Here is an 11,655-nt window from a genome sequence, read left to right as displayed (position 1 = left end):
ATGAAGCAACGCGCCCTGCTACTGGTCGATTTGCAAAATGATTTCTGCGCGGGCGGTGCGCTGGCCGTCGCCGAAGGTGACAGTACCGTTGAAGTGGCAAACACGCTGATTGACTGGTGCAAAGCCCGCGGTGAAGCGGTTGTCGCAAGCCAGGACTGGCACCCGGCGAACCACGGCAGCTTTGCCAGCCAGCACGACGTCGAGCCTTTCACTCCGGGGGAACTCGACGGGCTGGCGCAAACCTTCTGGCCGGATCACTGCGTACAGCAGACGGAAGGCGCGGAGCTGCATCCGCTCCTGAACCAGAAAGCCATCGACGCGGTGTTCCATAAAGGTGAAAACCCGGCTATCGACAGCTATAGCGCGTTTTTTGATAACGGGCATCGCCAGAAAACGGCGCTGGACGCGTGGTTACGCCACCATGAAATCACGGAGCTGATCGTGCTGGGCCTGGCGACGGATTACTGCGTGAAGTTTACCGTGCTGGACGCGCTCCAGTTGGGGTATACCGTCAGCGTCATCACCGACGGCTGCCGCGGGGTAAACATTCACCCGCAGGACAGCGCTCAGGCGTTTATGGATATGGCTGCGGAAGGCGCAACGCTGTATACGCTCGAAGACTGGCTGGAAACACAGGCGTAGTCTTTTACGCCCTCTCCCTGTGGGAGAGGGTATCAACCTGCACCGTTATTGCATTTTCATCGTCGCAATCGGCTTCGGCGTGATGCCAAAGTCTTCTTTCAGCTCGCGCTTGCTCTTCATGACCATCTGGCCTTTGGTGTCGATCGTCATGTGCTGCGCGTCGGTGTTATTGCGCGCCTGCCACAGCATCACCAGCTGCAAACTGTTCTCTTTTTGCTCCGGCGTCAGCGCAACGCCGTCGGGCCATTTTCCCAGTTCTACGGCGGTCACCAGACGCTGATAAATCTCCGGCGTCATGCCGCTAATCATGTCATCAATATTCACTCTCGCACCCTTTCAAAGGAATAATTTGCTGAATCGTTTTTTCAACCCTTAATCTGGTCACCGTTTTCATCATCGGTGAAGCTCATTGAGGCTGAATTTACGCAGAAACGCTCGCCCGTAGGCTGGGGGCCATCCGGGAAGACGTGCCCAAGGTGCGCATCGCAGTTGCCGCAGCGAATTTCCGTACGCACCATGCCGTGCGACGAGTCGGTCAGGTAGCGGATGGCCTCATCGCTCACCGGCTCGTAGAAACTCGGCCAGCCGCAGCCAGAATCAAATTTCGTTTGTGAATTGAACAGAGGCGCATCGCAGACCAGGCAGTGGTACACGCCGTCTCGCTTGTTGTGCAGTAAACGCCCGGTGAACGGCGGTTCCGTTCCGTGATTCTGCGTCACGTAAAACTGCATTTCTGTGAGGTTTTTTTTCAAATCGTCAGGGTTACGTTGGTTCGACATATGCTTACATCTCGCTGTAGAAACAGACATCTTTCAACCCGGATTCTAACAAAACATTAACACCCTTGCGTGCACTTTTGATCTAAACTTATGTGTCGCGAATAAGCGGTCAGGCAATTGTGATCACGTTCACATTTTTATCCTGCGAGGACTTTAAAATCCCGGCTCAGCCCCCATATGGGTGCAAGCTCAAAGGGAAAGTGAGGCGAGTCAGTCGCACAAACGTTAGTCACAGGATTGATTTGTCGCAATGATTGACACGATTCCGCTTGACGCTGCGTAAGGTTTTTGTAATTTTACAGGCAACCTTTTATTCACTAACAAATAGCTGGTGGAATATATGACTATCAAAGTAGGTATCAACGGTTTTGGCCGTATCGGCCGTATTGTTTTCCGTGCTGCTCAGAAACGTTCTGACATCGAAATCGTTGGTATCAACGATCTCCTGGACGCTGAATACATGGCGTACATGCTGAAGTACGACTCAACTCACGGTCGTTTCGACGGCACCGTTGAAGTGAAAGACGGCCACCTGGTTGTTAATGGCAAAACCATCCGCGTTACTGCTGAAAAAGACCCAGCTAACCTGAAATGGAACGAAATCGGTGTTGACGTTGTTGCTGAAGCAACCGGTATCTTCCTGACCGACGAAACTGCGCGTAAACACATCACCGCTGGTGCGAAGAAAGTTGTTCTGACTGGTCCTTCCAAAGACAACACCCCAATGTTCGTTCGTGGTGCAAACTTCGAAACTTACGCTGGCCAGGATATCGTGTCTAACGCATCCTGCACCACCAACTGCCTGGCACCGCTGGCTAAAGTTATCAACGACAACTTCGGCATCATCGAAGGTCTGATGACTACCGTTCACGCGACTACCGCTACTCAGAAAACCGTTGATGGCCCGTCTCACAAAGACTGGCGCGGCGGCCGTGGCGCGGCTCAGAACATCATCCCATCCTCTACCGGTGCTGCTAAAGCTGTAGGTAAAGTACTGCCAGAACTGAATGGCAAACTGACTGGTATGGCGTTCCGCGTTCCAACTCCTAACGTATCCGTTGTTGACCTGACCGTTCGTCTGGAAAAAGCTGCTTCTTATGAAGAAATTAAGAAAGCGATCAAAGCTGCTTCCGAAGGCGCAATGAAAGGCGTTCTGGGCTACACCGAAGACGACGTTGTATCTACCGATTTCAACGGCGAAATCTGCACTTCAGTATTCGATGCTAAAGCAGGTATCGCACTGAACGACAACTTCGTGAAACTGGTTTCCTGGTACGACAACGAAACTGGCTACTCTAACAAAGTACTGGACCTGATCGCTCACATCTCCAAATAAGTTGAGATGAGTGTTTGATCCAAAAAGGCGACTTCGGTCGCCTTTTTTTATTTATAAGACAGAGGATTGCTTAATGACTAATAAAATTTTTGCACTTCCGGTAGTCGAACAACTTACCCCTGTGCTCTCCCGCCGTCAGATTGACGGTGCTGATGTCATCGTCGTTGACCACCCACGCGTTAAAGCCTCCGTAGCGCTCAACGGCGCCCACCTGCTCTCCTGGAAACCGGAAGGCGAAGCAGAAGGCTTATGGCTGAGCGATGCGACCTCCTTCAAAAAAGGGGCCGCAATCCGCGGTGGCGTACCGATCTGCTGGCCGTGGTTCGGCCCGTCCGCACAGCCGGGTTTGCCGTCTCACGGTTTTGCCCGTAACCAGCAGTGGACGCTGAAAGCGCATAACGAAGATGACAACGGCGCAGTGCTGACCTTTGAGCTGCAGGCTAATGATGAAACCCGCGCCCTCTGGCCGCACGATTTCACCCTTTATGCCCGCTTCAAGCTGGGTAAAACCTGTGAAATCGAACTGGAAGCTCACGGCGAGTTCGAAACCACCTCTGCCCTGCACACCTATTTCAACGTGGGTGATATCAGCGCCGTGAAGGTGAGCGGCCTGGGCGATACCTATATCGACAAAGTGGATAACGCGAAAGAAGGCAAACTGAGCGACGGCGTTCAGGCATTCCCTGACCGTACCGACCGCGTTTACCTGCACCCGGAAGCGTGCAGCGTGATCCACGACGGCGCCCTGAACCGCGGCATTGAAGTGGTCCATCATCATCACAGCGACGTGGTGGGCTGGAACCCGGGCCCTGCGCTGTCCGTCAGCATGGCCGACATGACGGATGATGGCTACAAAACGTTTGTCTGCGTGGAAACCGCTTGCGTGAGCAACCCGCAAAAAGCGAGTGAGGAAAAACCGTCTCGTTTAGGGCAGACGATTCGCATTGTTAAGCGATAAATTCACTGCACCACGCTAAAGCAAACGGGGCGCAAGCGCCCCGTTTTGATGCATAGATTGCACTAAATTAATGCACAATCAGAACTTGTAGCTCACACCCACAGAGAAGATGCCTGCCCAGGACTTATCGACCATCGGGCTATCCTTCACTTCGTCGCTCAGACGCTCATAGCGGCCGGTACCGTACACGCTCCAGTCGCCAAGGAAGTTGTAGCTCGCGGTCAGCTCCAGGTAAGGATCCCAGCCGTCATCTGCACTGTAGCTTTTCAGACCACTGCGGCGGGACTCGTTTTTAGAGACGCCGTAGTAGTAGTCGTTGTAGTTCTCGCTGTTGTACTGCACACCGATACCCGGCGTCAGGGTGAGCCCACCGTTGGTGTAGCGGTACAACCACGCCAGATCCCAGATAAAGCCGTTGCTGTTATCCAGCGTGTCACCCGCCAGGGCCGTACGCAGGAAGCCATACTCGGTGTTATGTACATACGAGAGCCCGGCCATCATGGTGCTTTTACGCTTGTCGAGCTGGCGAAGCGCATGGCTGTCGCTGTCACCCGGCTTGAAGTGCGTTGGATCGTAGTAGGCCATGATGGAAAGCTTATCGGCCTTATCGTTCCAGAGATAGTAGCCGCCGCCGAGCCCGCGGAACCAGACGTTGTCGCCTTCATAGGTGATAACGGGAACAGGATAAACATCACGGTCATACTGTTTATACGGGCTGTTAATGACGCCAACACCCGCGCCAACCGTCCACTGACTTTCCGCCTGCGCGGTGTTCACTGCGGTTGCGGCAAGGATGCCTAATGCCAGAAGTTTGAGTTTGGTCACAATCCATTCTTTCCTGTAGTCAAATAATCAGCGGATGAAGTGTAACCGCCATTCCCGCACATCCCAAAATTTTTTGCCTGCTAATCAGTCTAATTAACCCGTTATTTTTAACTTTTCAGATGACAACACGCTTTCATTTATATGACCACTGAATGAAAAACGTGCATTTGTCTTATAACGACAGTGGAAATTTTTGGATGAGTTATTGATATGTCATTGAAAGTAGATTTTCTGGGCATGCAAGTTTTGCAAATGCCATCTACGCTTTAATTTAAGAAGAGTTTTCCTGAACACCCTGCGGTTCTTAGCGTCTGACCTGGCACACAGGTTGCTGCTCTGGCAGTGAGGTGCGAGAGATTCTCTTCCGGGAGCCTCCACTACTCATACGAACGGCTCTTATCCTGTGCTAAAAAACGAAAGGACGGCATGCCATGAATATATTCGATCACTATCGCCAGCGCTATGAAGCTGCCAAGGACGAAGAGTTCACACTGCAGGAGTTTCTTACCATCTGTCGGCAAGATCGCAGTGCCTATGCCAATGCGGCAGAACGGCTATTGATGGCTATTGGTGAGCCAAACATGGTTGACACTGCCCTGGAGCCTCGGCTTTCCCGTCTCTTTTCGAACCGGGTGGTCGCCCGATACCCGGCGTTTGAAGAGTTCTATGGTATGGAAGATGCCATCGAACAGATTGTCTCCTATCTGAAGCATGCCGCTCAGGGTCTGGAAGAGAAGAAACAGATCCTCTATTTACTCGGCCCGGTGGGTGGCGGTAAATCATCGCTGGCTGAACGTCTGAAGTCGCTGATGCAGCGCGTCCCTATCTATGTGCTGAGCGCCAACGGTGAACGCAGCCCGGTAAACGACCATCCGCTGTGCCTGTTCAATCCGCAGGAAGACGCGCAAATTCTGGATAAAGAGTATGGCATCCCGCGTCGCTACCTCGGCACCATCATGTCGCCGTGGGCGGCAAAACGCCTGCACGAGTTTGGTGGTGACATCACCAAATTCCGCGTGGTGAAGGTCTGGCCGTCTATCCTTGAGCAGATCGCCATCGCCAAAACAGAACCCGGTGATGAGAACAACCAGGATATCTCGGCGCTGGTGGGTAAAGTCGATATCCGTAAGCTGGAAAACTTCGCGCAAAACGATCCGGATGCCTACGGTTACTCAGGCGCGCTGTGCCGTGCGAACCAGGGGATTATGGAATTCGTCGAGATGTTTAAAGCACCGATTAAAGTGCTGCATCCTCTGCTGACGGCTACCCAGGAAGGCAACTACAACGGGACGGAAGGTATCTCCGCCCTGCCGTTTAACGGGATTATTCTCGCCCACTCGAACGAATCTGAATGGGTGACCTTCCGTAATAACAAAAACAATGAGGCCTTCCTTGACCGCGTGTACATCGTCAAGGTGCCTTATTGCCTGCGGATCTCCGAAGAGATCAAAATTTACGAGAAACTGCTTAACCACAGCGAGCTGGTGCACGCTCCCTGCGCGCCCGGCACGCTGGAAACGCTGTCGCGCTTCTCCATCCTTTCGCGTCTGAAAGAGCCGGAAAACTCCAGCATCTATTCGAAAATGCGCGTCTATGACGGTGAAAGCCTGAAAGATACCGACCCGAAAGCGAAGTCGTATCAGGAATACCGCGACTATGCCGGGGTTGATGAGGGGATGAACGGTCTGTCCACGCGTTTCGCGTTTAAGATCCTCTCCCGCGTCTTTAACTTCGACCATGCGGAAGTGGCGGCCAACCCGGTTCATCTGTTCTACGTGCTGGAGCAGCAAATCGAACGCGAGCAGTTCCCGCAGGAGCAGGCTGAACGCTACCTTGAGTTCCTCAAAGGTTACCTGATCCCGAAATACGCCGAGTTCATTGGCAAAGAGATCCAGACGGCCTACCTGGAATCCTATTCAGAATACGGGCAGAACATTTTCGACCGTTATGTCACCTATGCTGACTTCTGGATCCAGGATCAGGAGTACCGCGACCCGGATACCGGCCAGCTGTTTGACCGTGAATCCCTGAACGCGGAGCTGGAAAAAATCGAGAAGCCTGCCGGGATCAGCAACCCGAAAGACTTCCGTAACGAGATTGTGAACTTTGTCCTGCGCGCCAGAGCGCATAACAACGGGCGCAATCCGAACTGGACCAGCTACGAGAAACTGCGCACGGTCATTGAGAAGAAAATGTTCTCCAATACCGAAGAGCTGCTGCCGGTGATCTCGTTTAACGCCAAAACCTCAACCGATGAGCAGAAAAAACACGACGACTTTGTCGACCGTATGATGGAAAAAGGCTACACCCGCAAGCAGGTCCGTCTGCTCTGCGAATGGTATCTGCGCGTGCGTAAATCGTCTTAAAAACAAGTGCCCGGTGGCGGTTAGCGCTGACCGGGCCTACAAAATGCAAGTTGGCAAATGCAGTACGGGGGGTATATGACCTGGTTTATTGACCGGCGTCTTAACGGCAAAAACAAGAGCACGGTGAACCGCCAGCGCTTCTTGCGTCGTTATAAAACGCAAATTAAACAGTCTATCTCCGAGGCCATCAACAAACGCTCGGTGACCGACGTCGACAGCGGCGAGTCTGTCTCCATCCCCACCGATGACATCAGCGAACCGATGTTTCATCAGGGGCGAGGCGGCCTGCGCCATCGCGTACACCCAGGTAATGACCACTTCGTTCAGAACGACAGAATTGAGCGTCCTCAGGGCGGCGGCGGTGGTTCAGGAAGCGGTCAGGGACAGGCCAGCCAGGACGGTGAAGGTCAGGACGAATTTGTCTTCCAGATTTCGAAAGACGAATATCTCGACCTGCTGTTTGAAGACCTGGCGCTGCCGAATCTGAAAAAGAATCAGCATCGTCAGCTTAATGAATACAAAACCCATCGCGCGGGCTATACCGCCAACGGCGTGCCCGCCAATATCAGCGTCGTGCGTTCGTTGCAGAATTCGCTGGCGCGACGAACGGCCATGACGGCGGGCAAACGGCGCGAACTGCGCGAGCTGGAGAGCAGCCTGAAGGTCGTGGAAAACACGGAACCGGCGCAACTGCTGGAAGAGGAGCGTCTGCGTAAAGAGATTGCGGAACTAAGAGCGAAGATCGAACGGGTACCGTTTATCGACACCTTCGACCTGCGCTACAAGAATTACGAAAAACGCCCTGAGCCCTCCAGCCAGGCGGTAATGTTCTGTCTGATGGACGTTTCCGGCTCGATGGACCAGGCCACGAAGGATATGGCGAAGCGTTTTTATATTCTGCTCTACCTGTTCCTGAGCAGAACCTATAAGAACGTGGAGGTGGTTTATATTCGTCACCACACTCAGGCGAAAGAGGTGGATGAACATGAGTTCTTCTACTCGCAGGAGACCGGCGGGACCATCGTATCAAGCGCCCTGAAGCTGATGGATGAAGTGGTGAAAGAGCGTTACGACCCGGCGCAGTGGAACATTTATGCCGCGCAGGCGTCCGATGGCGACAACTGGGCCGATGACTCACCGCTGTGTCACGAGATTCTGGCGAAGAAAATTCTGCCGGTGGTGCGTTACTACAGCTATATCGAAATTACCCGTCGCGCGCACCAGACCCTGTGGCGGGAGTATGAACATCTGCAAGCAATGTTCGATAATTTTGCCATGCAGCATATCCGTGACCAGGATGATATTTATCCGGTGTTCAGGGAGCTGTTCCACAAGCAATCTGCTACCAGCAACGCATAATCCAACAGCCAGCGAACCCGCTGGCTGTTTTCTTTCGACCCCGTTCATCCCGTGCTAATGTAGAACCCTGCAAAATGGATTATCACCGGGAAATCGTTATGACTGACGACGTTATTGGGGCAGGAACCCACCAGCAGCTGATTACCTTACTCACCGAACAGGGCGCGCGGTTTCGCGTCATGGAGCACGAGGCGGTTGGGAAATGCGAAGCGGTAAGTGAAATTCGCGGGACCGATCTGCGGCAAGGCGCAAAAGCCCTGGTCTGCAAGGTGAAGGGAAACGGCGTAAAAAAACACGTTCTGGCGATCCTCGCCGCCGATCTGCAGGCCGACCTGAGCCAGCTTGCCAGCCATTTTGGCGGGCTGAAGGCCTCCCTCGCCAGCCCTGCCGAGGTCGATAGCCTGACCGCCTGCGTTTTCGGCGCGATCCCGCCCTTTAGCTTCCATCCTGATTTGGCGCTGGTTGCCGACCCGCTGCTGTTCGAGCGCTTTGACGAAATCGCCTTTAACGCCGGTTTACTGGAGAAATCCGTGATTATGGATACCCAGGATTACCTTCGCATCGCCCGTCCTGAGCTGGTGACCTTCCACAAAGCGTAACCGCGATGGCTGACGACCCTGTCAGCCTTTTCTTTCCAGAAACAGCACGGAGGCGACGAGAATAATGGCAATAGCAAAAAACGATGAGGAGATAATCAGCGTTTCAACAAACATGTGATCGTTCATGATGGCGACCCCTTTTGCGATATCTGCCTTCGTTTTAATCCGCGTAAATGACAAGGTTATGACAGCAATATAATCTTTTTAAAACTGTCCTCCGCCGCGTTTGCGCGTAAAGTAAGCAAGTTGATTATTTTGGCAAGGATTCCCTATGTTTGACCCTACTCTGCTCATTCTTCTGGCACTCGCCGCGCTCGGCTTTGTCAGCCATAACACCACGGTCGCCATCTCGATTCTGGTGCTGATTATTGTTCGCGTGACCCCGTTAAATACCTTCTTCCCGTGGATAGAAAAACAAGGCCTTACCATCGGGATCATTATTTTAACCATCGGGGTAATGGCGCCTATCGCCAGCGGCACGCTTCCCGCCTCAACCCTGCTGCACTCGTTTGTAAACTGGAAATCGCTGGTGGCGATCGCGGTGGGGATTTTTGTTTCGTGGCTGGGCGGGCGCGGCGTTACGCTGATGAGCAGCCAGCCCTCGCTGGTGGCGGGTCTGCTGGTGGGCACCGTGCTGGGCGTGGCGCTCTTTCGCGGCGTTCCGGTGGGGCCGCTGATTGCGGCAGGCCTTGTCTCTCTGTTTATCGGGAAGTCGTAGTCAGGCTGGCCATATAACGCGCCGGCGTCTGGCCCAGTCCCTTTCTGAACATGGTGATAAACGCGGTGGTAGAGTCGTAGCCAAGTGTCTGTGCCACCTGCTGTACCGATTTCCCACCGATCAAATGCTGTAACGCCACGATCAGCTGCAGCTGGTGACGCCAGCGGCGAAAGCTTAAGCCGGTCTCTTTCACTACCAGCCGCGCCAGGTTGCGTTCGCTCATGGCAAAGTGGCTCGCCCACTGCGTCAGCGTCTGCCAGGCGGCGGGCTCTTCCGCCATTTTCTCGCTCATCAGCCGAATTTTAGGATGGGGCGAGACGGGCAGCTGCAGATGCTCCTGACGCTGGAGCGGCAGCTCGTCAAACAGAACGTCTACCAGGCGCGACGTGGCCGCAAGAGAGAATTGTTCACGCGATTTTTCCGCCAGGGATAAAATCAGCTCCCGCACCAGAGGGGAGATTTTCAGGGTGCAGCAGCGGTCGGGCAAGCTTGCCGCCCCCGGTTCAATGAACAAAAAGCAGAGCTGCGCGCCCGGGGTGGCCCTGTTGCTGTGCGGCATCTGGCCGGGGATCCAGACGGCGTACTGGGGCGGAACCATCAGCATGGCATTTTCCACTTCGCAGGTGATCGCGCCGCCGAGGGCCAGAATCAGCTGCCCCTTACGGTGATGATGCCGGGGAATATACTGTTCCTCAGCCACCACGCGGATGCGAAATGCGACGGCCGCGTCGTGCTGGCTATCGGGATCATAGCCGTCCAGTCCCAGACCAATCATCAGTTTGTCCGATTTTAGCGATAAACTGTCATTTTAGCCTGATTTCAACCGCCGGGAAAATCGGTATTGTGTGCGCTCGCTTGAACGTATGAGAACATAATGACTACTGCTATTCGCACCTCAGGAAAACACGGCGCGCTGTTGATTGCAGGCATCCTGATGATTGCCACTACGCTTCGCGTCACCTTTACCGGCGCAGCTCCGCTGCTCGACACTATTCGTCTTGATTATGGCTTAAGCACGGCGCAAACCGGTCTGCTGACTACCCTGCCCCTGCTGGCTTTCGCCCTTGTCTCGCCGCTCGCCGCAGGCGTTGCCCGACGTATCGGCATGGAGCGCAGCCTGTTTGTCGCCCTGCTGCTGATTTGCGCCGGAATTGCACTTCGCTCGCTGCCTTCCGCCGCGCTGCTTTTCATCGGAACCGCGGTCATCGGCTGCGGAATTGCGCTCGGGAACGTGCTGTTACCCGGATTAATTAAGCGTGACTTCCCGGGCCTGGTAGCCCGACTCACCGGGGCCTATTCTCTGACGATGGGCGTCTCGGCGGCGTTTGGCTCAGCGATGATTGTTCCCCTGGCGCAGGGTAGCGCGGGCTGGCATGGCGCGCTGCTGATGCTGATGGCGTTTCCGCTGGTCGCGCTGCTGCTCTGGCTGCCGCAGTGGCGCCAGAAACACGTTGCGACGGTAACGGGCGCTGGCGCGCTGCATAATCGCGCCATCTGGCGTTCGGCCCTCGCCTGGCAGGTGACGCTCTTTTTGGGGATTAACTCGCTGATTTACTACGTCATCATCGGCTGGCTGCCGGCGATATTGCTCAGCCACGGCTACAGCGAAGCGCAGGCCGGCTCGGTGCACGGGCTGTTGCAGCTGGCCACGGCCGTGCCGGGGCTTGCCGTTCCGCTGGTTCTTCACCGTCTGAAAGATCAGCGGGGGATCGCCGGCGCGGTGGCGCTGATGTGCGCGGTAAGCGCGGCAGGGCTATGGTTTATGCCTGACATGGCGGTGATGTGGACGCTGGTGTTTGGCTTTGGCTCCGGAGCAACGATGATCCTCGGCCTGACGTTCATCGGTCTGCGCGCCAGCTCCGCGCACCAGGCTGCGGCGCTGTCCGGCATGGCGCAGTCGATTGGTTATCTGCTCGCCGCCTGCGGCCCTCCGCTGATGGGGAAAATTCACGATAGCGCGGGAGACTGGCAAATCCCGCTTCTGGGCTGCGCTCTGGCCGCCGTGATAATGGCGCTCTGCGGCGTGCTTGCCGGGCGAGACCGCGAGATCGCGCCCCGTTAAAGACTCTGGCA

Annotated in this window: 13 protein-coding genes; 8 read left to right on the top strand and 5 right to left on the bottom strand. The window is 54.8% G+C overall.

Annotated elements, in window-relative coordinates; all coding sequences use genetic code 11:
• Window positions 1-642, top strand: a complete 642-nt coding sequence (gene pncA, locus USF70_RS04380; RefSeq protein ID WP_320735304.1) for a bifunctional nicotinamidase/pyrazinamidase — start codon at window positions 1-3, stop codon at window positions 640-642.
• A gap of 45 nt (window positions 643-687) precedes the next feature.
• Here pncA and USF70_RS04375 read toward each other — a convergent pair whose 3' ends face one another.
• Together USF70_RS04375 and msrB are read right to left on the bottom strand one after the other, a co-directional pair.
• Window positions 688-951, bottom strand: a complete 264-nt coding sequence (locus USF70_RS04375) for a YeaC family protein (RefSeq protein WP_196238666.1) — start codon at window positions 949-951, stop codon at window positions 688-690.
• Between the two features lie 56 nt (window positions 952-1,007).
• Window positions 1,008-1,421, bottom strand: coding sequence for a peptide-methionine (R)-S-oxide reductase MsrB (gene msrB / locus USF70_RS04370; RefSeq protein ID WP_008500710.1), 414 nt, complete (start codon window positions 1,419-1,421; stop codon window positions 1,008-1,010).
• 340 nt (window positions 1,422-1,761) lie between these two features.
• Here msrB and gapA point away from each other — a divergent pair, with 340 nt between their 5' ends.
• Window positions 1,762-2,757 (top strand): glyceraldehyde-3-phosphate dehydrogenase, encoded by a 996-nt coding sequence (gene gapA / locus USF70_RS04365; protein ID WP_023311257.1) that lies wholly within the window; start codon window positions 1,762-1,764, stop codon window positions 2,755-2,757.
• 73 nt (window positions 2,758-2,830) lie between these two features.
• Entirely contained in the window at window positions 2,831-3,715 is an 885-nt protein-coding gene (locus tag USF70_RS04360; RefSeq protein ID WP_087822391.1) for a D-hexose-6-phosphate mutarotase, read from the top strand.
• 78 nt (window positions 3,716-3,793) lie between these two features.
• On the opposite strand, the gene USF70_RS04355 is transcribed toward USF70_RS04360, so the two are convergent.
• The gene (locus USF70_RS04355; protein WP_032657936.1) at window positions 3,794-4,540 is read right to left on the bottom strand and encodes a MipA/OmpV family protein; all 747 of its coding nucleotides are present in this window, start codon (window positions 4,538-4,540) and stop codon (window positions 3,794-3,796) included.
• A gap of 431 nt (window positions 4,541-4,971) precedes the next feature.
• On the opposite strand from USF70_RS04355, the gene yeaG reads away from it, so the two are divergent.
• The 3 genes from yeaG to USF70_RS04340 all read left to right on the top strand — a co-directional run bounded on the left by yeaG (window position 4,972) and on the right by USF70_RS04340 (window position 8,864).
• Window positions 4,972-6,906, top strand: coding sequence for a protein kinase YeaG (yeaG, locus tag USF70_RS04350; RefSeq protein WP_008500713.1), 1,935 nt, complete (start codon window positions 4,972-4,974; stop codon window positions 6,904-6,906).
• Between the two features lie 75 nt (window positions 6,907-6,981).
• A complete protein-coding gene (locus USF70_RS04345; RefSeq protein WP_232938274.1) occupies window positions 6,982-8,265 on the top strand; it encodes a YeaH/YhbH family protein in 1,284 nt (427 codons plus the stop codon).
• A gap of 98 nt (window positions 8,266-8,363) precedes the next feature.
• Window positions 8,364-8,864, top strand: coding sequence for a YbaK/prolyl-tRNA synthetase associated domain-containing protein (locus USF70_RS04340; RefSeq protein ID WP_232938275.1), 501 nt, complete (start codon window positions 8,364-8,366; stop codon window positions 8,862-8,864).
• A gap of 21 nt (window positions 8,865-8,885) precedes the next feature.
• On the opposite strand, the gene yoaI is transcribed toward USF70_RS04340, so the two are convergent.
• Entirely contained in the window at window positions 8,886-8,990 is a 105-nt protein-coding gene (yoaI, locus tag USF70_RS04335) for a small membrane protein YoaI (RefSeq protein ID WP_087822389.1), read from the bottom strand.
• Between the two features lie 145 nt (window positions 8,991-9,135).
• Here yoaI and USF70_RS04330 point away from each other — a divergent pair, with 145 nt between their 5' ends.
• Complete coding sequence (locus USF70_RS04330; protein ID WP_024908579.1) at window positions 9,136-9,582, top strand: DUF441 domain-containing protein; 447 nt, start codon at window positions 9,136-9,138, stop codon at window positions 9,580-9,582.
• Here USF70_RS04330 and USF70_RS04325 read toward each other — a convergent pair.
• Window positions 9,566-10,357, bottom strand: coding sequence for an AraC family transcriptional regulator (locus USF70_RS04325; protein ID WP_269837053.1), 792 nt, complete (start codon window positions 10,355-10,357; stop codon window positions 9,566-9,568). The two genes, USF70_RS04330 and USF70_RS04325, sit on opposite strands and share 17 nt — an antisense overlap.
• Before the next feature lie 99 nt (window positions 10,358-10,456).
• Here USF70_RS04325 and USF70_RS04320 point away from each other — a divergent pair, with 99 nt between their 5' ends.
• Window positions 10,457-11,644 (top strand): CynX/NimT family MFS transporter, encoded by a 1,188-nt coding sequence (locus USF70_RS04320; protein ID WP_232938276.1) that lies wholly within the window; start codon window positions 10,457-10,459, stop codon window positions 11,642-11,644.
• Window positions 11,645-11,655 lie beyond the last annotated feature (11 nt).

The organism is Enterobacter sp. 237C8, from assembly GCF_034106865.1.
Classification (GTDB): Bacteria; Pseudomonadota; Gammaproteobacteria; order Enterobacterales; family Enterobacteriaceae; genus Enterobacter; species Enterobacter asburiae_B.
The sequence above is the reverse complement of the archived record's forward strand: the minus strand, read 5'-3'. Positions and strand labels throughout refer to the sequence as shown.

Bases quoted from the DNA above. Each gene is read 5' to 3' on its own strand.
- yeaG (WP_008500713.1), top strand. From the start codon at position 4,972: ATGAATATATTCGATCACTATCGCCAGCGCTATGAAGCTGCCAAGGAC.
- USF70_RS04360 (WP_087822391.1), top strand. From the start codon at position 2,831: ATGACTAATAAAATTTTTGCACTTCCGGTAGTCGAACAACTTACCCCT.
- USF70_RS04330 (WP_024908579.1), top strand. From the start codon at position 9,136: ATGTTTGACCCTACTCTGCTCATTCTTCTGGCACTCGCCGCGCTCGGC.
- msrB (WP_008500710.1), bottom strand. From the start codon at position 1,421: ATGTCGAACCAACGTAACCCTGACGATTTGAAAAAAAACCTCACAGAA.
- yoaI (WP_087822389.1), bottom strand. From the start codon at position 8,990: ATGAACGATCACATGTTTGTTGAAACGCTGATTATCTCCTCATCGTTT.
- USF70_RS04375 (WP_196238666.1), bottom strand. From the start codon at position 951: ATGATTAGCGGCATGACGCCGGAGATTTATCAGCGTCTGGTGACCGCC.
- pncA (WP_320735304.1), top strand. From the start codon at position 1: ATGAAGCAACGCGCCCTGCTACTGGTCGATTTGCAAAATGATTTCTGC.
- gapA (WP_023311257.1), top strand. From the start codon at position 1,762: ATGACTATCAAAGTAGGTATCAACGGTTTTGGCCGTATCGGCCGTATT.
- USF70_RS04340 (WP_232938275.1), top strand. From the start codon at position 8,364: ATGACTGACGACGTTATTGGGGCAGGAACCCACCAGCAGCTGATTACC.
- USF70_RS04345 (WP_232938274.1), top strand. From the start codon at position 6,982: ATGACCTGGTTTATTGACCGGCGTCTTAACGGCAAAAACAAGAGCACG.
- USF70_RS04320 (WP_232938276.1), top strand. From the start codon at position 10,457: ATGACTACTGCTATTCGCACCTCAGGAAAACACGGCGCGCTGTTGATT.
- USF70_RS04325 (WP_269837053.1), bottom strand. From the start codon at position 10,357: ATGATTGGTCTGGGACTGGACGGCTATGATCCCGATAGCCAGCACGAC.